The organism is Flavobacterium sp. ACN6 (genome assembly GCF_002304005.1).
Lineage (GTDB): Bacteria > Bacteroidota > Bacteroidia > Flavobacteriales > Flavobacteriaceae > Flavobacterium.
Genome location: NZ_MRCQ01000004.1, coordinates 257,640 through 280,749, shown reverse-complemented (window position 1 = coordinate 280,749; position 23,110 = coordinate 257,640). Strand labels below are relative to the sequence as shown.

The window sequence follows — 23,110 nt, the reverse complement described above, 5'->3', positions numbered from 1 at the left end:
ATGTGTAAATGATTATCACTTATTTAATCTTAATCAATTAAAATTTAAATCTATGTTTTTGTGTTAATACTTTTTTACGGGCTGCAATATTAATTAGCAAGCAATTCAAAATCTGATTTTAATTTAATATCTGCTGACGAAGCGCCAATCATTACTTCAAAATCTCCCGGCTCAGCCTTCCATTCTAATTTGTCATTATAGAAAGAAAGTTTTTCTTTATCAATTGTAAACTCGATTGTTTTAGATTCTCCTGCATTTAATTTCACTTTCTTAAAATCTTTCAGTTCTAAAACGGGTCTCACAACAGATCCGAATTTATCTTTTAAATACAACTGAACAACTTCTTCTCCAGCAACTTTTCCGCTGTTTTTTAATTGGAAAGAAACTTTAATGGTTTCGTTGCTTTTTACTTTCGCTGCTGATAATTTCAAACCAGAATAATCAAATTTGGTATAACTTAATCCGTATCCAAAAGCATATTTAGGAGAGTTTTTTAAGTCGATATACGCTGAAACATAATTAGTTTCATTTTCACTTTTAGCTGGTCTCCCAGTGCTGAAATGATTGTAATAAATTGGCACCTGCCCCACTTCTCTTGGAAAAGTCATTGGCAGCTTTCCAGACGGATTGTAATCTCCAAATAAAACATTTGCAATTGCATTTCCTGCTTCTGTACCCAGCCACCAAGTATATACGATTGCCGGCACATTATCTGCTGTCCAATTAAAAACAAGAGGTCTTCCTGCATTAATTAAAACTACAACTGGTTTTCCTGTAGCCTGAATCGCTTTTACTAAATCTTCCTGAACTCCTGGCAAGTGAAGATCACTTCTGCTTTTTGCCTCACCGCTCATATCGCGTCTTTCACCAATACTCAAAATAACAACATCAGCTTGTTTGGCCGTTGCTACAGCTTCCGCAAAACCGTCTTTATTATCTCCATCAACTTCACAGCCTTTAGCGTAAAGCAGTTTTGTGTTTTTACCTACTTTATTTTGAAGTCCGTCCCATTGCGAAACCACCCATTTATCGTAATCAACTTCTGGAAGTTCTACAGACCAAAATCCCATATTGGCTTTGTATTCTTTAACCATTGGTCCGATAAAAGCAATTGTTTTTACACTTTTAGAAATTGGCAAAGTTTGGTTTTCATTTTTTAATAATACAATACTTTTTTGCGCTACTTCAAGTGCTGCTTTTGTATTTCCTGGATCTGATAATGCTTTTTCTGCACGTTTTTCATCCGAATATCGGTAAGGATCATCAAATAAACCTAGTTCGAATTTTTTGCGAAGTATACGTTTTACAGCATCGTCAATTAAATCAATAGAAACTCTTCCTTCTTTCACCAAAGCCGCAAGATTGTTACGATACGCATTACTTTCCATATCCATATCACTTCCTGCGGTAATGGCAGCGTAAGCCGCTTCTTTTAGATCTTTAGAATAACCGTGAGCCACCATTTCTCCAATTGATCCCCAATCTGAGACTACGAAACCTTGAAAGTTCCATTTTCCTTTTAAAATATCTCTTTGCAAATGAGCATTTCCAGTTGCCGGGATTCCGTTAATATCATTAAATGAATTCATGAATGTTGCTGCGCCTGCATCTAAAGCCGCTTTAAAAGGTGGTAAATACGTTTCAAGCAGCATTCTTTCGCTCATATCTACAGAGTTATAATCTCTTCCGCCAACACCTGCGCCATAAGCTGCAAAGTGTTTTACACAAGCCATAACGGAGTTTAAATCTCCCAATTTATTTCCTTGAAAACCTTTTACTCTCGCGTAAGCAATTTTAGAACCTAGATAAGTATCTTCTCCCGCACCTTCCATTACACGTCCCCAGCGAGGATCACGACCAATATCTACCATTGGAGCAAATGTCCAATGGATTCCGCTTGCTGAAGCCTCTGTAGCGGCAACTCTTGCTGCTAACTCGATCGCATCTAAATCCCAGCTCGCCGCTTCTGCTAATGGAATTGGGAAAGTAGTTTTGTATCCGTGAATAACATCTTGACCAAACAACAATGGAATTTTAAGTCTTGACTGCATGGCCAATTCCTGATATTGTCTGGTATATTTTGTTCCAACAACATTTAGCATTGAGCCAATTAAACCTGATTTTATTTCGGTTTGTTTGTTCGGATTAATAGTAATTGGACCCGTAGCAGAATTGTCTCCTGTGTACTGGTTCAACTGTCCAATTTTTTCTTCAATTGTCATTTTCTTCAATAGATCATTCACTTTCTGATCTATTGTCTGCTGTTGTGCCGACGCAAAAAGCGAAAACAGCAGCAAAGTGATTGTGGTTACTTTCTTCATAAGTTTAAGTTGTTTACCAAACATAAGTAGCAACAGCACCTGCGTTTAGTGTGGTTGAGGTTTGTTTTTGGTTGTATTTAATATTAAAGGTTTCTGCTGAAGCCCCGTCATTTTCTACAATCAGAACGATTTGTCCTAACGGAGTTTTAAAAGAAACATTGTGTAAATTTCCTACTATATCACTTCCAATTCTTACTGAACCTTCTGGAACAAATTTAGAAGCGTGCCCAATAATATAATATCCTACCTCTCTTTTTATATTTTGATTTTGATCGATCATCAAAGCACCTTTGCAGGTAGAACATCCTCCTGGTGTAAAAGGTTTGTAAAACTCATCATTGGCCAATCCCCATGAAAGTGCATTTTTACTCCAATTACGCATGGAACCGATTACTACATTTTTTACACTCCATTTTAAGTCGGTTTCAAAATTAGTTCCTGTTCCTGTATATTGTTCGGTAAAATACAAATCTTTATCTGGAAAAGCATTATGAACCGTTGTCAAAGCACTAATGTCGCCTTCATATAAATGAAAAGCCGAACCCGTAACAAAAGGATTTGCTTTTGGATCTTTTAAAATAGTCAAAGGATATTCTGGTTTATTGCAGTTATGATCGTAAACAATAATTTTGGTTTTAATTTTAGCTTTCGCGAAAGCGGGACCTAAATGATTTCCAATAAAATCTGCCTGTTGTTCTGCAAGCATTAATAAACTTGGATTATTTCCTGGATGCAATGGCTCATTTTGGGGCGTAATGGCGTCAATAACAATTCCGTGTGATTTCATTGCCTGAATATATTTCACAAAATATTCGGCATAAACCTGATAGTATTTGGGTTGTAAACTACCGCCTTTCGAGCTTCCGTTATCTTTCATCCAAACTGGAGGCGACCACGGAGAACCCATTATTTTTATCTTCGGATTTATAGCTAGAATTTCTTTTAAAACCGGAATTACATCTTCTAAATCTGGTCCTAAATTGAATTTTTCCAGTTTTAAATCGGTTTGCCCTTCCGGCAGATCATCATACGAAAAAACTTTTTCATTCAAATCTGATGCTCCAATACTAATTCTCAAATAACTTAAACCGATGGCATCTTCTTTTCTAGAAAATAACTCTTGAAGCAAAGCTTCTCTTTTTGGTTTATCTAGTTTTAAAATCGCCTGAGCACTTCCTCCCGTTAATGAAAAGCCGAAACCTTCTATAGTTTGAAATTTCTGAGAAGGGTTTACCTCAATTGTCTGACTTGAATTTGTTTCTACATTGAAAACCAAATCAGGCTGTTTTTTTAGTTTTGAACTTTCATCTGAAGTTGTAATCCAAGATTCTACTTTTCCAGAATTAGCTGAAGCATTTTTTGAAGATCCACAATTGAACTGCATCATAATTAGAGGCAGTAAAACCAGAATCTGAAGTTTTTTGTTGCTGTTTTTCATTTAATCTATTTCTATTAAAACAGGTAAATGATCCGAAGGATATTTTAAATCTTTAGAATCACTCAGCACTGCATGTTTTTGAATGTTAAGTCCGCTATTTTTTGAGACAAAAATGTAGTCTAACAATAATGTTACGGGTTCATTGTGTTTAAAATCGTTGAAGGTTCCTGAAGGTCCAAAAGGTTTTTCTTTTGAAACATCTTTGGTATCATTCATCACTTTTTTAATCTCTACGATTTGTTTTGTATCAGGTTCTGAATTAAAATCTCCCATTAAAAAGGCTGGGTAATTTTTAGTATTTAATTCTTTTATTTTAGAAAGAACAAGCTGAACGCCTTTTACTCGCGCTTCTTCGCCCATATGATCTAAATGCAGATTGAAAATCCAAAATGTTTTTTTAGTTTTCAAATCTTTAAAAAGTCCGTACGTACAAACTCTGTTGCAGACAGCGTCCCATCCTCTCGAAACTACATTGGGTGTTTCTGATAACCAAAATGTATTGGATTGTTCTACTTTAAATCGGTCTTTTTTATAATAAATCGTACAAGCTTCGCCCAAACCGCCTTCTTCTCTTCCTATTCCAAATCTGTTATAATTTGGCAGAGCCGATGCAATATCTGTAACTTGATTTGGCGTTGCCTCCTGCACTCCAAAAATATCTGGGCTGTAAAAACCAATTTGAGAAGCAAAATAATCTTTTCGTTTTGGCCAGGCATTTTCTCCGTCTGAAGCAACATCTAAACGAATATTGTAGGTCATAATTTTTAAATTCTGACCATAGAATGAGTTGACAGCTAAAAGCAGCATTACTGCGCAAACAAGTTTGTTTATCTTTTTCATGTTAAAAAATTTTAATCTGTAAATCTAGTGTTTCCGAGACTTTGCAGAAAAAAATCTATTTAAAACTTATGTTAATTATATACTCTCACATAGTCGATTTCGTAAACAGCACTTTTGAAGTTTGGATCAACCGCTCCGCCAAAATTGCCGCCCATTGCGAAATTTAAAATCACAAAAAACTTTGCATTAAATGGTGTCGTACTTGAGTTTTTGTATGTGTAAAATAAATTATCGTCTACATAAAACTTGATACTTTCTGCACTCCATTCCGCTGCATAAATATGATAGGCTGTCGTTGAAGTTGGATTTGTTGTTGTCGCTGTATCAGGAGTATTTCCTGAACGGCCAGGAGAATGTAATGAAGAGTGAATGACGTTTGGTTTATTTCCTACTGATTCTAAAATGTCGATTTCTCCGCATGCCGGCCATCCAACTGTATCAAGATTGTCTCCTAATAACCAGAATGCAGGCCAAGTGCCGCCGCCGACTGGTAATTTTGCACGTATTTCTGCTCTTCCGTATTTAAATGAAAATTTTCCTCTGGTAAGCATTCTTGCCGATGTATATTGGCTTCCCATATACTCTTCTTTAATCGCTTTAATTTTTAAGATTCCGTTTTCGATGGTTACATTTTCTGGACGCTTGGTGTAATACTGTAATTCATTATTTCCCCAGCCGTCTCCAGTTCCTGTATTATAATCCCATTTGTCATTATTTGGTGCGCCAGCAACATCAAACTCATCTGAAAATATTAGCTTTCTTGCCACGAAAATATTTACTGTTGTAGAAGTATTGGTATATTTTATTCCATTAAATGCGGTAACTTCAATAGTATAGGTTTTAGTACCGGGTTCGGTAAATTCATATGAAAAACTACTCGTTGTAGATTCTTTCGTTTCATTATTTACCTTTATTTTATATGATTTTGCATCTGCAGCCGTAATGGATAAATTTATTTTTCCACTTCCGTCTCCATTTGGCATTTCAGCAGTTTTACCTACTACATCAACCTGAACCGAAATTTTATCAGGAACTACTACAACAGGATTTTCATCGGTCGCATCGTTACTACTGCTGCAAGATTGAAATATAAATAATAAGATTAGTGTAAACACACCCGCCCTATTTGCAAGATTTATTGTTTTCATGATTAAGTTGGTTATTAGTTAATAAATTGAATATCAATATAGATATAATTTGTCTATTTTTTGCTTTTAATACTAACAAAGTCAAATTAGTTCAGCTTAAAACTTCCTTTTTCAAATGTTTCAGGAATCTATTTCCAAGTATATGTTCCAACTGATCCAGCTTCCAGAGAAGCGGTAACCCATTTCCCGTTAAATTTAATATTAAATGTTTCTGTTGCCGATCCGTCATTTTCAACAATTAAAACTTTAGATCCTGAAGGTGTGATAAAAGCAACGTTTTGTAAATTTCCTCCCGAATTACTTTCAATTCGAACAGAACCCATCGGAACAAATTTTGATGCATGTGCAATTATGTAATAGGCTACATTACGCTGATAACTGTCTGTTGACGTAATCGTGATCGCGCCTTTGCACATGGTACAGCCGCCATCTGTATGAGGACCAAAATTGGCATTATTGGCTACATTCCATTCTAAGGCATTCTTGCTGTAGTTTCTCATTGAACCGATAATTACATTTCTAGTATGCCATTTTAAATCGCCTGCAAATTGTCCTTCTGAAGACGTCCATTGTTCTGTAAAATATACATTTTTAGTTGGAAAAGAATTGTAAACATTGGTAAGAGCGCTGATATCTCCTGCATATAAATGAAATGCTGATCCATCCACAAAAGGAAATGCATCGGCATCTGCCAAAACAGCTTTTGGATAATTAGGATTATCACAATTGTGGTCGTAAGCAATAATTTTTACCTTTAGATTTGCAGCTTTGAATGCAGGTCCTAAATTATTTTTAATAAAATTGGTTTGATCCAGTGCAGACATATACATACTCGGATTATTTCCGTCATGAAGAGGTTCATTTTGAGGCGTTACAGCATCAATCGTAATACCTTCTGCTTTCATCTGTTGTATGTATTTTACAAAATATTTGGCATAAACGTCATAGTATTCTGCTTTCAATTTTCCTCCTTTAAAACTGTTTACGTCTTTCATCCAAAGAGGTGCAGACCAAGGTGTTCCTAAGATTAAAATTTTAGGATTAATTGCCAAAATTTCTTTCAGCATAGCAATTAGATTTTTGTCTTTTTCTAAGCTAAATTTAGCCAGACTTAAATCTGTTTCTCCTGCTGCAAGATCATTATACGTAAAAGGTTCTGCATTTAAATCTGAAGCTCCAATACTTATTCTGATATAACTTATTCCAATTGAATTTTCTCCAGATCCAAATAACTCCTGCAAAAGAGCGGTTCGTCTTGTGGCATTTAATTGATTTATTACCTCTACGCTTCCTCCAGTTAATGTATATCCGAAACCGTCAACTGTTTGATATTTCTGAGCTTCTTTAACTTCAATAGTACTGTAAGTATTTGTAGTAGTACCAAATCCTAATGTTCCAGATTGCTTTGCGAGTAAAACGCTTTGATCTCCTTTTGTAAGCCAAAAATCGACATCGTTTGTAACGACTACGGGAGGATTTACCACTGGTGGATTTACAGGAGGATTTTCGACTGTATCATTTGAAGACGAACATTTTATCTGAGCCATTACGGCAGTCATAAAGAAAAATGCTTTTATGGTATTATTGATATTCAATTTCATTTTCTTGGTTATTTAGTTAGCGCACCATTAATATACAATCGTCTGTATAGCATGTGCTGGAATAGTAATAGTATTTTTTGTCGTTTGATTTTCTAAAGAATAAACAATCTCTTTTTCAGATTGATTCATTACGATAGTAATCAATTGTCCGTCAGAATTTTTAAAAGAAGTACTCAGTAAAGATTTATCACTTATTTTTTCTATTATTCTCTTGGCATTTGGCCTGATGAATTTGGAGAAATGTCCAATATAATAATACATTGGGGTATATATTAATTCGTCTTTTGTAGTGTCGGCATGAATTGGTGCAAAACAGAAATTACCAACATGATTTGGGCCTCCGTTTTGATCTAAAAGAATATTCCAATCTGTCCATGCAACTGTTCCGTTATTAAAATCGTTAATCATATTGATTCCGTAACGCTCAGCATTTCCCCAAAACTGATATTTTTTAGCATCAAATCTTTCGATGCAGCCTTCAGTAAAAATTAAATTTTTATTTGGAAAAGCATCGTGAACCTTTGCCACAGATTCGAATTGAGGCGGACCTCCATTCCAAGTTTCATACCAGTGAAATCCAATTCCCCATGCGTATTTAGAAACTTCAGGATCCGAAAAAACAAGATTAGCGCGTTTTTCCAGCATATCTCCTCTATTATGATCCCAAATTATAACGTTTTTAGAACCAAGTCCTTCTTTCTCTAAAGTTGGTCCTAAATGATTTTTAAGAAAATCTCTTTCAGCTTCGGGCGTATAGATACAAGATTCCCAGCTTTGTTTGGCCATTGGTTCATTTTGAACTGTTAATCCCCAAATCGGAATTCCTTCTTTTTCATATGCTTTTATAAACTTAGCATAATACAATGCCCAATATGGAGCAAATTCAGGCAATAAAACGCCGCCGTGCAAAATATCATTATTGTCTTTCATGAAAGCTGGGGGACTCCATGGACTTACAAATAATGTTAGTTTTCCGCCGGCTGTTTTAATTGCTTTTTTGATTAATGGAATTCTATATTTTCGATCGTGATCTATGTTGAAGGTTTTCAGTTCTTTATCTCCTTCTGCAATATAAGTGTAGCTGTCACTGCTAAAATCACAGCTGTGAATATTTGTTCTGGCTAAAGAATAGCCAATGCCCTTATTTTTATCGTAATAGGCATTTAAAAATTCCTGTTGTTTTTTAGGAGATAATTTAGCGAAAACTTCTGCACTTGCATCTGTAATTGCACCTCCAATTCCGAGAAAAGTCTGATCTGTTTTTTCAATATTTACAATAATAGATACTGTTGTATTTTTTTGTTGTGTAGTGTTGTTTGAAATTAGATCATTTGATAATGATAATTTCCAATTGGTATTTTCGGCAGTAGTAAAAACCTTTATTTTATTATTTTTCTGCGACGACGCATTGTTTTTTTGAGCCGTAAGTTTTGTAAAACAGCTTAATTGGATTAGTATAAAGGCTGACAGCACTATTTGAGTTGTGGCTTTCATATTGTTTTATAAACAGTTTTTAAATTAAAAGTAAGAGAAGACCAACAGGATGATTCAAATTGATCTTTTTTCTTACTTTACTACAAAATATTAATAAACAAGCGTTTGTATAGCTCGAGGCGGAATTTTAACCGCCGCTTTTTCAGCTCCAATAATCAAATTATAAGTAAGCTCATTTTCTGACTGGTTCATTACAACTGTCGCCATAGTTCCATCAGTATTTAAAAATGAAGTGCTTAATAGTGCGCTTCTGCTAACTGCAGTGCTCACTCGTACAGCGTTTGGACGAATGAATTTAGAAAAGTGTCCTATGTAATAAAAAGACGGCGTATAAATTAATTCCCCTGTTGTTGTATCTGCATGAATTGGTGCAAAACAAAAATTTCCAACGTGATTTGGGCCTCCATTTTGATCCAATAGAATATTCCAATCTGTCCAAGCTACAGTTCCGTTGTTAAAATCGTTGATCATATTGATTCCGTAACGTTCTGCATTTCCCCAGAATTGATACTTTGCCGCATCAAATTTTTCAACGCATCCTTCTGTAAACATTAGTTTTTTATCTGGATAAGCTTCATTTACTTTGGCAACATTATCAAACATAGGCGCACCGCCAGACCAGGTTTCATACCAATGAAATCCCATTCCCCAAACATATTTTGCTGCTTCGGGATCAGAATAAATTACATTGGCACGGTAATTCATTAAATCGCGGTTATGATCCCAAACAATAATTTTTTTGTCCGCTAAGTTTTCTTTTTTCAAAGTAGGTCCAAGATAATTTTTGATAAAATCTCTTTCCGCTTCTGCTGTATAAATACAAGATTCCCAAGTCTGAACCGCCATCGGTTCATTTTGCGTCGAAGTACCCCAGATCGGAATTCCTTCTTTTTCGTAGGCTTTTATAAACTTTGCATAAAAATTTGCCCAAGTCTGATAGTACTCTGGAAGCAGTGTGCCGCCTTTTAATACATTTTTATTGCTTTTCATAAAAGCATTTGGCGACCAAGGCGCAACATAAGTTGTCAATTTTCCACCAGCTTTTTGAATAGCTTGTTTTATTAAAGGAATTCTAAACTGCCTGTCATGATCAATAGAAAAAGTCTTCAAATCTTTATCTCCTTCTTCGATATAAGAATAGCTTCCACTGCTAAAATCAGAACTTTGAATTGTTGTTCTTAGCAAAGAATAGCCAATACCTTTTTGTTTATCGTAGTAAGCATTTAAAAATTCTGCTTGTTTTTCTTTTGAAAGTTTAGCAAATATTTCGGCGCTTGCGTCTGTAATAGCGCCGCCGATTCCCATAAAAGTCTGAAATTTTTTTGCTGGTTCAATAAAAACCGAAAATTCAGTTTCTAGAGGTTGTTTTGCTGCAGAAAAAGTTAAATTATCTGTTGATGTTAATCGTAACTTTGAGTTTTCTGCTGTGGTGTAAACGGTTATTTTTTTGCCATTGGCTGTAAATTCTTTTTTTGTTTTTGGCTGTTGTGCAAAAGCTGCAACGACAAACAAAAGGCATAAAATATTTAGACTATTTTTTTTCATTCGCTCCCAATTATTAGTGTTTTTTAATTGAAGTTTTGGAGAAATCTAAAACTGATTTTTAATCTCTTTTAAAGAATTTAAAAAATAGCCCATACTCATAATGATTATGGGCTATTTACAACCAAACTTAAACTTAACTTAACTCTTTATTTTCCTCTTAATTCGATTTTTGAAACGGTGATTCCATCTTTAGTAAAAGTGTTACCGCCAGAACGAATTAATAAATAGATTTTTCCTGTTTCAGAGAATTTTACCACGTTTGTAACTGTTCCTGTTGCATCATTTTTAACACAGCCTACAGTAGAAAGCATTCCAGAGAAACCTGCTTTTGCACAGCCGTCCCAAGTACTTAATCCCATTACTTTGTTGTCTTTGTACTCAACCCCAGATTGTGGAGCAGATTTCCCTGCATAAACCTCTAACCAAGTTTCATCGGAACCGCTTGGACTTGAAACACGCATGTTGATGGTGTATTCTTTGTCTTTTACAACATCGATTGCTTGATAAATTCCTTCTTGCGCCCATCCTCCTGGAGAGTGAATTGTTGCGCTATTATTTGCAAATGACCAAAAAGCTGCACCAGTAGCGCTAAGATTTAAAATGGTCCATTTTGCCTGATCTTCTACTGTAGCAAAAGAGCCGCCTTGTACTAAATTTCCTTTTAGCGGATCTGAAGTTGCCACTACTACTTCTTTTGAAGCTGAAGCTGTACCGCCTCCACTGCCAATAGCTGTATGTGTAATAGTGTAAGTTCCTGCATCTGGCAACGATATTTCTTCTTCCATTTTACCAGCATATTGTCCTGCACCAGTATCCCAAAAAGATTTTAAAACACCTTTTGGCTGTGCGCTTAATTTATAGGTATTGACTTTACCTTCTACAGGAGTAACGGTAAAAGATGCATCAACATTTTCGTTTGTTAATCCATTATCAACAATGGAATCATCTGGCTGACAACTTGTAAAACTTAATACGGCTGTCATAAAAAACAATGCTAAAAACCCTTGTTTTTTCATTAAATTTATTTTCATATGATATTGTATTAGCTAAATTAGTACTGAGGATTTTGTACAAGTTTTGTGTTTTCTAAATCTTTTTGCGGAATTGGCCAAACTTCATTTTTTCCAGCAACAAATCCTTCACCAGCAAGAACCGAAGCTGCTTTTCCTGTTCTTACTAAATCGAACCAGCGATGTCCTTCTCCAGCCAATTCTAATCTTCTTTCGTTAGCAATAGCATCTAATGAAACTGGTACAGAACCTAATCCAACTCTGGCTCTTACAGCATCTAATAAAGCTTGTGCTCTGGCTCCAGTTCCTCCAAGTGCCTCTGCTTCCATTAAATACGTATCTGCTAAACGAATTGCATACATATCTTGTTTGTAATTTAAAGCCTGCGCTCCTCCACCTTGAGAAGTATCAGAGTTTAATGGCATAAATTTCTTTAAGAAATATCCTGTATCTTGATCACCAGGTGCATAATCTGCTGCGCCAGATGCTTTTAGTGCCAGCATATCAACAATTGTAGCATCAAAGCGCGGATCTCCTTTTAGGGCATTGTATAAACTTGCAGTTACAGGATTAAAACTCCATCCTGAAATATAATCTGGTATTGTAGTCGTTTTTCTGCCATAACCTCTTGGTCCAACCATTATATTAACAGAGTTACCTTCGTCATTTCCGCCTCCCCAAAATCCCCAGTCTGCATTACTTTTATCAGTATGCATGATTTCGATAATAGATTCTGAATTAAGTTTGTTACTAATTACCCATAAATCAGAAAATTTAGTCAGCAATTTGTAACCATACATACTCGTTCCTCCCGGCGTACCATTTACATCCGCAAACTCTGCTGCTGCTAAAGAATTTTTACCTTCGTATAAATAGACTTTTCCTAATAAAGCCTGCACAGATCCTTTAGAAAAACGACCTCCTTCAGTTGCATAATTAACTGTATTTGGTAAAGCAGCTTTAGCTTCAATTAAATCTTTCTCAATTTGAGCGTATACTTCTTCTGGAGTAGATTGTGTAATAGTATAGGTTTCTGCTGGAGAAAGTGGTGCTGTAATTAATGGTAAGTTTTTAAAAGTTCTTACTAATTCAAAATAGTAATATCCTCTCATTGCTTTTGCTTCTGCAGCAAAACGTACTTTTTTAGCCTCGTCCATTTTTACATTTGGCAATTTTTCCAACAAGATATTTGCTCTTGCTATACCTTGAAAAAAGTCTCCCCAGAAACTTCTCGGCATATTGATTTTATCCAATGTATAGTTATCAAAAGCATGAATTCCTGCTCCGTCTCCAGGTCCCCCGCCTCCAGCGTAAAAATCATCTGAACCTGCATTTAGCATACAGACCATATTTTCAAAACCTTTGGATTGTTTTCCCATTATATCATAAGTAGCAACTAATGCTGAAAACGCTTCTGTTTCATCTTTATAATAGTTGTCCACTAATGGCAGCCCTTTTGGATCTACTGTTAAAAAATCTTCCCCACACGAAGAGCTAAGAAGCAATAATCCAACTGCAGCGAATGAATATCTTATATTTTTAATTTTCATGATTCTAAATTTTAAAATTGTAAATTAACCCCTAACATTACAGTTCTAGCTTGTGGATAATATCCTTTATCAATACCTAAAACTCCGCCACCAATTTCTGGATCATAACCAGAGTATTTTGTAAATGTCAATAAGTTTTCACCAGTCAAATAAAGTCTAGTTTTTGAAAGACCTGCTTTTGATACCACATCACTTGGCAGGCTATATCCAATTTGAATGGTTTTGATTCTCCAGTAATCGCCATTTTCTAAATAAAAATCAGACGGACGTGAGAAGTTTTTATTGTTATCAACTGATGATAAAATTGGATAAGAATTAGTAGATCCTTCACCAGTCCAGCGTCCTAATGCAGATGTTTGATAGTTTGCATCTGTAATATCCAGACGGCGAAGTCCTTGAAAAATTTTGTTTCCAACTGCTCCTTGGGTAAAGATTAATAAATCAAAGTTTTTATAATCTAAATTAATTGTGAAACCATACGTATATTTAGGCAGAGGGCTTCCGATAAATGTTTTATCATCATCTGTAATTGTTCCATCTCCATTAAGATCCTGCCATCTAAAATCACCTGGTCTTGCATCTGGCTGAATTAAACCTCCTGCTGCATTAGTATACGCGCTGATTTCTGCTTGATTTTGAAAAATCCCTTGTGTTTTAAATCCGTAAAAAGAATTATATGATTCTCCCACCTGTGTTCTTGTAACAGGCCCCATGTTTTGGAAAGAAGCATCTCCAGAAATAAACTGAATACCTCGTCCTAAATTTGTAACTTCATTTTCTAAGTAAGAAATATTTCCACTTAAGCCAATGTTAACCTGACCAATTCTTTTACGGTAAGACAATTCTAAATCAATACCTTTATTTTGCATGTCTGCAATATTTGCAGATGGTCTTCCTGGGCTTCCAACGTGACCTGGCAAATCAATATCTTGTAATATACCTGTAGATTTTTTGATATAAAAATCAGTTGTTAAAGACAAATCATTAAAGAAAGTAACATCAAACGCAACGTTGGCCTGACTAGTTTCTTCCCATTTCAAATCTGGATTTGAAGGTGCATTTGGACTGTTTCCAATTACAACAGAACCTTGATTACCTATTGTATAATTTCTACCTGATCCAATTGTAGGCAAGAATTTGAAATCTCCAATAGCATCGCTACCTGTAATTCCGTATCCTCCTCTAAATTTTAATTGAGTAACTACTTTATTTTCGGGCCAGAAATTTTCTTTTGTCGGCACCCAACCTAAAGAGAATGATGGAAAAGTTCCGTATTTATTATTTTGACCAAAACGAGAAGAACCATCACGACGTACAATACCCGTAACAAGATATTTTTCCTTATAATCATAATTTAACCTTGCAAATAACGAAGTCACTTTATGTTCGTAGCCATCAGAAGCAGATGCAGTAATATCATCTGTTATAGCACCTGAGTTGAAAGTCGCTTCATCAAAATTAGTGGCTGGCAGGTTTTTGTAAGTAACTGTAGAACCCGAAGTAATATTATCGATGTATGCTCCCTGTCCAACTAATACTGTGAAGTTATGATCATCAATTTGTTTTGTATATGAAACAGTGTTTTCAATATTCCATCCAAAACCTTTGTTTGTATTACGTGTTAAACTATTATTTGGATTAATAGTCGAAGAGTTAAAGTAAAATACGGGTGTAAAACTTTCTGAACCCCAATATGCTAATTTCCCACCTAAAGTACTTCTAATTTTTAAGCCTTTGATCGCTTCTAATTCTAAGTAAGCATTTCCAACAAAATTATCAGACCAGCCGTAATTTCCTAATCTTGTTTGAATATACGCTAATGGATTACTCATTTCTTGAGTTACATCTTGTGAAACTCCGTAAGGATTTCCGTTCGCATCTCTCAAAATAAAAGGCTGATTGTATGGATAGCCAGCTGCAACGGTTGGATCTGTAACAATAGCGGGCGTTGTTGGATCTAAATTAATAGCCGAACTTAATGGTCCTCCGTATTCATTATTTGTATTTCCAATTCCAACATTCTTTTCGTGAGAATATCCTAAAGTCTGACCAAAAGTTAATCCTTTTACAATTTTATGCGTAGAGTTTAAACGAATGTTTTTTCTGTTGTAATTAGAAATTGGTGTTGCTACAATACCTTCTTGATCTAATAAACCAAAAGAAACATAAAAAGTCGAAACATCATTTCCTCCAGATAAACTTAATTCGTGCCCTGTTTTTTGAGCATTATCATTAAAGATTGTTTTTTGCCAATCTGTTCCCGCTCCATATGAAGATGGATTTGCATAAGGAAGCGTGTATGGTTTTGCAGGATCTGGTGTATAACCATTTGCATATCTCTCATTCATTAAAGTAGCATACTCTGTCGCATCAAGTAAATTTAGTTTTCTTGCTGCTGCAGAAAAACCTGTATACCCATTATAGTTTACACTCATTTTTCCTGATCTACCCTTTTTAGTAGTGATAAGGATTACCCCAGCTGCCGCTCTAGCTCCATAGATAGCTTGAGATGCGGCATCTTTTAAAACCTCCATAGAAGCAATATCTGATTGGTTCAAATATCCAATACCTCCCGAATCAACAATTACACCGTCAACAACCCATAGCGGTTCATTATTTCCAAACGAAGTAATACCTCTCACACGTATTGTAGAAGAAGATCCAGGCTGTCCAGCATTTGCTGCAATAGTAACTCCAGAAACCCTTCCTTGCAGAGACTGCTCCACTCTAGTTATTGGTAAATCTTCAAGATCAGAAGCTTTTACACTAGAAATTGCACCAGTTACAACAGATTTCTTTTGAGTACCATATCCAACAACAACAACTTCATTTAAAGATTGTGATTCTGGTTTTAATTGAATTGAGATTTTAGTTCTTCCATTTACAGCTTCAGTTACTGTAGAGTAACCAATAAACGTAATGATTAAAGTTCCATTTGAAGGAACTTGTATCTGAAATTTTCCGTCGAAATCAGACGCAGTAGATTTAGTAGTTCCTTTTAATAAAACTGTTGCGCCTGGAACAGGCATTCCACTTTCATCATTTATCATTCCACTTACTGTGACATCCTGAGCCACAGCTATAACCGAGAATAATAAAGATGAAATACAAAAAACAAGTAATTTTGTTAATTTCATTTTTCTAAAAATTTTGGTTAATTAATTAGTAATTTGATGCAATACTAAAACTTAATTTTTACTTTTCGCATTTAAATATCATTACAAAAACACATCAAATTAAAAATTTTAATATTATAAAAACACATCAAAAAAAACACAAATAATTGATTTTTAAATATTTAAAAAAATAAAAAATAGTACTAAATAAAAGTTAAATAGAAAAATAAACACTACATACTGATGTAAAATAAATATAGCATGAAAAAGTGCCAATACTACAACGTGATAGTACTCTTAAAACTCACATAACGTCTTATTTTATAAACATTTACAGTAACTTAACATGTGAAATTTCAAGAAATAAAAAAACAGAGAATATGATATTTTTACACTACTTTTTTTACATATTAATAATTTACATTTACAATGAAAATTCTTGTATTTTTGGCAACACGAAAGAATTAACTTTCAAATAAAAATTAATTAGGGAGAGAATTTTAAAATTAAAGCTTCAAAAAATTGATTTTAATTGATAATGGCGACTATGTCAGTTAGATATTTCTGCTAGTTTTTAAAAGACTTAAATTAAAAAAGGATTTAGTGTTGTTTATTCTACTATATCTATCGTAAATAGTAGAATAATTGCCCAGACGTAAATAGAAGGACTCTAACGCATCTTTATTTGTTTCTTACAACTAGGTGAAGCTTATTGCGCATTAGAGCAACGTGATACGACGAATTAAGGTAGTAAGTAAAAAATTAAATAGATTTATTTAGAGTGATATGCGGAATATTAAACTGTTATTCCACGAAAAAACTTATTGAAGTTAATTGAAGCAAAAAAAAAATTTCAAGGAGTTTTGTGAGAACTTTTAAGGAAAGAATTAGTTAGAACACTTTAAGGGAAATAATTATCAAAAAATGCAAACTTCACTATATTTAGATGCTTAAAAATTAGAACATTAAACAATAAGCAAAACTTTAATAGCAGGTATAAAAAAATAGCCCATAATCGAAATTATGGGCTAACCAGGCAATAAACTTAACTTAAACTAACCATAGTTTAAATCTTCTAAATAATCATTCTAAAGTCGAATGAAATAAAAATTGTTTGAAAAATCGAAGAAGGAAATTTTTAGCCTTCCTTTTTCGAAAATAACTAACATAAAATTATTATTGTGGCTTGAAAACAAATGTCCAGCCAGTTGTAGGATCTTTTAGACTTCTCGGCACATATAATACTAATTTGTCTTCAGTAAGGGTGATTATGTTATACTCATTAGCAGTATTTCCAGCCTCATACCCTAATATTTTTGAATTTTGAATAATCAGTTTTTTATTAGTTGGATCTAAAACAAAACTTCCTTTTTCGGCTGCTGCTGCAGTAGTCTGATAATGATTGTAATTTGCTGCACCATTTAAATCGAAATGCATTTTTCCGCTTACATCTAGAGGAGGACAGCAATCTCCAGCATTCCACCAAGCACTCATAGCTGAATCTGGATTATCTGGAGGCGACATAAACCAGAACATCGCACCTGTACCTGCAGCACCATCAAAAACCCATGTTTTACCCGCAGATGTATTTTCACTTACCAGATCATACCAGTCTTGATCTAAACGTGTATCTAATTGATCGATTTGTACATCTATCGTTTTAGTAAAAAATTCGCCTCCTAAAGTTCCAATGAAAGTAAATGTAGATTTCCCAGGAATTGGGTATACAATTGTTGTCTCATTGGTAAGGGACTTTCCTAAATTATAGTCCCAGTAGCCCGTAACACCCGGTGTATCCATTTTTAGAGTAACTTTATTCCCTCCAGGAGTGCTATGAGAAGCTGTTAAATTAACTCCCGCAACATCTGTAGAATTTGTCAGCTGCTGCTCGTCTACAATTGGGTCACATGCCGAAAAGACCAGCATAAATGCAGCAATTAATAAATATTTTATATTATGAATTTTCATCTTTATAATTATTAGTGGTTATTAAATATTACCAGCCTGGGTTTTGTGTGTAAACTCCGTTTAAAACCCTCATTTCTGTTTCTGGAATTGGAACTAAACCTTTAGTTTCTGGTCTATATTTTACGCTGTAATTAGCATCAACACCCGAATTTCTAACTGGAATTACATCATTAAATGAAGCTTCCACATCTCCCCAGCGAAGAATATCGAACCAGTGTATACCTTCGAAAGCAAATTCATGCAAACGTTCATCCTTTATCGCATTTATAGAATATCCAACTGGTCCTAATTTTGCTCTTAATCTCACAGCATTCAATCCTTCTGCTGTTTGAGTAATTTCTGAATGCATTAATAATACATCTGCAAAACGCATAAAAATAAAATCCTGAGCATGCATTAATTGCATATCAGCATTAGACCAAGCATACATTTGAACAAACATACCTACATTTGATCCTTCCCCGTTATCATGTTGTAATGAAGCATATTTTTTATTAAAATATCCTGTTTCATGATCTCCTTTATCTCTAGCGTAACCAGCTGTTCCTTGATCTGCTCTTCCAACTTCTAGGATAGAACCTCTTTTTCTTGGATCAAGATCAGACCAGCCACTGTATAATTTTGGATTAATTGTACACCATCCCCAGCCTTCGCCAAACGGCACTTGTGAGTTACCACGCATTGAATTAAATAAAGCAAGTCTATTGGTATAGATATTACCATTTGTCCATCCCCAGTCACCAAAAGAGAATCTTTGTACAAACATTGTTTCAAAGTTTCCTGTTCCAAAAGTTGGAGCAATACCGTCTTGACCAACCCATGACAAACCTTCTGTAGTAGCCCAAGGCAATACGTTTGTTCCAGCACTTTTATTTACATAAGAATAAGCCCAAAGATTTCTAAAATCAGAAGCCAATTTATGCCCGCTGTTATTGATACAATCCGTTAAATAAGAAGCTGCTTGCGTTCCTGTTATAGAACCACCATCAACCAGAGGAAGATCTGCAGTAGCTTTTTTCTCAACATTAGTCATATATCCGGTATAAAACAAATATACTCGAGCTAAATAAGCTTCAGCAACCCACTTGTTTGCATGTCCGTAACGAGCCGTTGGAATACTAGTAATAGGCGTAGCTGGCATTGTTTCTATAGCTGCTTTTAAATCTGAAGCGATCACAGCAAAGGTTTCTTCGTAAGTTGATCTGCCAACATATCTATCAGCATCATACGTCAAAATAAGCGGCACGCCTCCAAAAAATTTAGCTAATCTGAAATAAAAGAAAGCTCTCATAAATAAAGCTTCTCCCAATGCTTGTTTTTTAAAATCCTCTGCTTCAGCTGCAGTTTTAAAATTCTTAGAAAAATCTGCTAATGGAATTGCTTCTATAATAGCGTTAGCTCTCGAAATACCATTGTAAGATTGTTTCCACATATCATGATAGGTATCTTCAGCAGGATCTTCAAAATTATCTACCCATTTTGCTGTTTTATCATCTGGACCTCCGCCGCCAAACATCATATTGTCCATCAAATTGGCTGCTATCTGTTCTTCACTATGAATATTTACTGTATAAATAGCATTATAAACACCCGACATTGCCTCTTCGATATCCGTTGGTGTCTTATAGTATGTACTCAAGCCTTTTTCTCCAAGATTATCCTGATCCAGATAATCATCACAACTTGCTGCCATAAAAATTGCAGAAACTGCTATAATATATTTTAGTTTTTTCATTTTGATTGTATTAATATTAAAAATCTGCACTTAATCCAAACATCACTGTTCTTGCTTGTGGATATAAACCTAAGTCAATTCCTGAAGCCCAACCTGCATCATGTCCGAAACGAACATCCGGATCCATACCATCATATTTAGTAAAAGTGTATAAGTTATTTACTGCAACATAAAACTTCAGATTACTAATGAATTTAACATCCTTTAGTACTTCATTAAAGTTATAACCTACAGTTAAATTGTTGATTCTTAAATAATCTGCATTATGCATATAGATATCAGAGATCTCATTTGTATTTCTATTTGATACAGAACTTAAACGAGGCATTTTGTTTGAAGTTCCTTCTCCGTGCCAGCGATCAAAAACATCTGAAGTGTAATTTTGTTTTGGACTATCAGAAAATGATCTGTAAGACTGCATGATCTGCATTCCGTATTTTCCAGCCATTGTAGTGTTCAAATAAACATTTTTATATTCGAAGTTTAACTGAATACCCAATTGAAAATCTGGATTTGGATCTCCTAACATTGTTTTATCTTTTTCATCAATAACACCATCCTCATTTAAATCTACAAAACGAACATCTCCAGGACGCTGATCCGCAAAATAAGGCTGTCCATTTGGACCTACATATTCATTAACCTCTTGTTGGTTTTGCAAAATTCCAGCAGTTTTAAAGCCATAAAAGTATCCAATTGGGTAACCAATTTGTGCTCTAGACACTTCTGAAGTTCCTTGTGATAATACGTGACTTGGTCCATGAATGATACCATCGGCATTTGCAACCTTTGTAACCTTGTTTTTGTTTGCCGCCCCACTTAGCGTAAGTCCGTATTTAAAGTCTCCAATCTTATCTTTCCAGCTTACAGAGATTTCAAAACCTTTATTTTCAATATCTCCACCATTGATGTAAGGTGGCGCTGCTCCAGATGTCCCTGGAGGTTTAGCTTCAACTAACCAATCCTTTGTTGTTTTGTTGTACCAATCGAATGTAATACCTAATCTAGAATCAAATAAACTTGCATCCAATCCGAAATCTAATTGTTCTGATGTCTCCCAAGTAACCGCTGGGTTTGGTACTCTAGCAGGATATGATGTTGGCCCAGAAACGGGTTTTGTATCTCCAAAAAAGTATCCAGGAAAAGCATAAGCAATAGTAGAAGAGTAGATAAAAGCAGGAATAGCCTGATTACCATTTTGCCCCCAGCTTCCTCTTAATTTTAAGAAGTTTATAGTTTTTGAAGTACTAGACATAAAATCTTCTTTTGAAATAACCCATCCTGCAGATACTGAAGGGAAATTACCATATTTGTAACCTTCTCCAAAATTAGAAGACCCATCTCGACGAATAACAGCTGAAAGAAGGTATTTTTCTTTATAATCATATTGTGCTCTTGCAAAATAAGACATAAGACCACCACCGCCAGCAGCAGAATCAAATCCAGAATTAGTAATATCTGCTATTGAAGTAGCGCCTTTAGTATTATTTATATATGCATATCTTGGGTCTCCAGGATATAAAAGTCCATTTCGAGAACCATTTAAATTTGTATTTTCTATATTTTTAAACTGTTCGATTCCGACAACAGCATTAATATTATGATTTCCAAATTGTTTTTGATACGAAACTGTATTTGTCCAAGTAGAATTTGCACCAAAATAAGAATATTGAGAAGCACCATCAACTGAATCATTGTACAATACTCCTAAGTGATAAGTTGGGTTCATAGATCTTCCATTTCCAAACCAAGAATCTATACCAAAAACCGATTTAAATCTAAGATTAGCAACAGGTTCGATCTCTACAAAAGCATTTCCAGCAACTTTATAATCTTTAGGATAATTGTAGTTACTTCTGTAAAATAATACTGCCAACGGATTTGTTTGGGTTGTAGATAAACCATCTAAAGAGGGAGAAAAACCAAATTCATTTATATTTCTCTCAATAGCTGGCTGCCAATAAGCTGGCTGTAACGGATTCTGAGTGATTGCATTGTGCAAATCATTACCATAAATATTTCCATTAGATACACCTCTATTTTGAGAATTAGTAAAAGTTATATTCTCACCTACAGTTATAATACTATGGCTCTCATTTTTTTTCAAAACCATTTGAGTATTCATTCTTGCAGTAAGCCTTTTAAATCCAGCATCTACGATATTACCGCCAATAATACCATCTTGATCATAATAGGAAAGCCCAAATGAATAAGTAATATCTTCACTACCTCCTGTTATATTAAGTGCATGACTTACAACAGGCGCATCTTTTTTAGACATTTCATTAATCCAATTTGTACCTTTCCAACCATTTTGAAGGTTTTGCCAAATTTCGTTGCCGTATTGAGTACCAGCACCAGGATAATTGTTTTCTAAGAAAGTATTATTTGTCAATATTGCCTGCCAGTCGTTTGGAGCAAGTCCATCATTAACACGGCCTTCGTCCATAATGTACATGTATTCTTGTGCATTTAAAGGATCTACATTTTTATAAATGTTTTGAATACCATAAAAAGAGTCATAACTAATTCTAGCTGGTCTTCCTTTACGCCCTTTCACGGTAGTAACCAAAACAACACCATTTGCAGCTCTAGAACCGTAGATCGCAGCAGATGCAGCATCTTTTAATACATCTAGAGACTCAATGTCTGAAGGGCTCAAATAATCAATATTCCCAACAGTTACACCATCTACGATATACAAAGGATCTGAATTTCCAACTGTACCCAATCCACGAATAGTAACTTTTGTTCCTGCACCTGGAGCACCACTATTTCTAGTAACACTAATACCAGGAGCAATACCTTGAAGAGCTTCCATCGCAGAACCTGTATTTAATTCCTTAAGTGTTTCTCCCTTAAAGTTTGAAGAAGCACCAGTAATTAAAGCTTTCTTTTGTGTACCATATCCAATTACAACAACCTCATTTAAACTTTGAGAAGCTCCTGTTAGTACAACATTCAGCTTAGTTCGGCCATTTACGACTTCAGTAACCGTATTAAACCCTACGAAACTAATTATCAAAGTTCCGTTTGAAGGAACGCTGATCTGAAATTTCCCATCAAAATCAGAAGCAGTAGCTTTATTGGTTCCTTTTATCAAAACTGATGCCCCTGGGACGGGTAGTCCACTTTCGTCATTTACGATTCCAGTTACCGTCACATCTTGAGCAAATGCGATAACTGAAAACAGTAAAGACGAAACACAAAAAATAAGTAATTTTGTCAATTTCATTTTTCTAAAAATTTTGGTTAATTAATTAGTAATTTAATGCAATTATAATGTTAAATTTTAAGAAAGTAGAATTAAAATTCTTTACAAAAACACTTCAACATAAATATTC

General features: G+C 34.7%; 13 protein-coding genes. All 13 read right to left on the bottom strand.

The genetic code is table 11. The features are described from left to right. Positions 1-89: 89 nt before the first annotated feature. Positions 90-2,321 carry a beta-glucosidase BglX gene (gene bglX / locus BSF42_RS08500; protein ID WP_095952739.1) on the bottom strand — a complete coding sequence of 744 codons (2,232 nt, stop codon included), beginning with the start codon at positions 2,319-2,321 and terminating at the stop codon, positions 90-92. A 13-nt stretch (positions 2,322-2,334) separates the two neighbouring features. Further along, complete coding sequence (locus tag BSF42_RS08495) at positions 2,335-3,759, bottom strand: glycoside hydrolase family 30 beta sandwich domain-containing protein (protein ID WP_095952652.1); 1,425 nt, start codon at positions 3,757-3,759, stop codon at positions 2,335-2,337. Beyond that, positions 3,760-4,599 carry an endonuclease/exonuclease/phosphatase family protein gene (locus tag BSF42_RS08490; RefSeq protein ID WP_095952651.1) on the bottom strand — a complete coding sequence of 280 codons (840 nt, stop codon included), beginning with the start codon at positions 4,597-4,599 and terminating at the stop codon, positions 3,760-3,762. 71 nt (positions 4,600-4,670) lie between these two features. Continuing rightward, entirely contained in the window at positions 4,671-5,747 is a 1,077-nt protein-coding gene (locus tag BSF42_RS08485; RefSeq protein WP_095952650.1) for a glycoside hydrolase family 16 protein, read from the bottom strand. A gap of 128 nt (positions 5,748-5,875) precedes the next feature. Beyond that, entirely contained in the window at positions 5,876-7,348 is a 1,473-nt protein-coding gene (locus BSF42_RS08480; RefSeq protein WP_095952649.1) for a glycoside hydrolase family 30 beta sandwich domain-containing protein, read from the bottom strand. 27 nt (positions 7,349-7,375) lie between these two features. After that, the gene (locus BSF42_RS08475) at positions 7,376-8,842 is read right to left on the bottom strand and encodes a glycoside hydrolase family 30 beta sandwich domain-containing protein (RefSeq protein WP_095952648.1); all 1,467 of its coding nucleotides are present in this window, start codon (positions 8,840-8,842) and stop codon (positions 7,376-7,378) included. Between the two features lie 90 nt (positions 8,843-8,932). Beyond that, entirely contained in the window at positions 8,933-10,387 is a 1,455-nt protein-coding gene (locus tag BSF42_RS08470) for a glycoside hydrolase family 30 beta sandwich domain-containing protein (protein ID WP_095952647.1), read from the bottom strand. A gap of 146 nt (positions 10,388-10,533) precedes the next feature. Beyond that, entirely contained in the window at positions 10,534-11,418 is an 885-nt protein-coding gene (locus BSF42_RS08465; RefSeq protein ID WP_141248439.1) for a hypothetical protein, read from the bottom strand. A gap of 20 nt (positions 11,419-11,438) precedes the next feature. Further along, positions 11,439-12,947: a RagB/SusD family nutrient uptake outer membrane protein gene (locus tag BSF42_RS08460; RefSeq protein WP_095952645.1), complete on the bottom strand. Its 1,509-nt coding sequence runs from the start codon at positions 12,945-12,947 to the stop codon at positions 11,439-11,441. 11 nt (positions 12,948-12,958) lie between these two features. Beyond that, on the bottom strand, positions 12,959-16,084 hold the full coding sequence (locus BSF42_RS08455; RefSeq protein ID WP_095952644.1) for a TonB-dependent receptor: 3,126 nt from the start codon (positions 16,082-16,084) through the stop codon (positions 12,959-12,961). 1,155 nt (positions 16,085-17,239) lie between these two features. Then, the gene (locus BSF42_RS08450) at positions 17,240-18,031 is read right to left on the bottom strand and encodes a hypothetical protein (protein WP_095952643.1); all 792 of its coding nucleotides are present in this window, start codon (positions 18,029-18,031) and stop codon (positions 17,240-17,242) included. A 28-nt stretch (positions 18,032-18,059) separates the two neighbouring features. After that, positions 18,060-19,766, bottom strand: a complete 1,707-nt coding sequence (locus tag BSF42_RS08445) for a RagB/SusD family nutrient uptake outer membrane protein (protein WP_095952738.1) — start codon at positions 19,764-19,766, stop codon at positions 18,060-18,062. A gap of 16 nt (positions 19,767-19,782) precedes the next feature. Continuing rightward, a complete protein-coding gene (locus tag BSF42_RS08440) occupies positions 19,783-23,001 on the bottom strand; it encodes a TonB-dependent receptor (RefSeq protein WP_095952642.1) in 3,219 nt (1,072 codons plus the stop codon). Positions 23,002-23,110 lie beyond the last annotated feature (109 nt).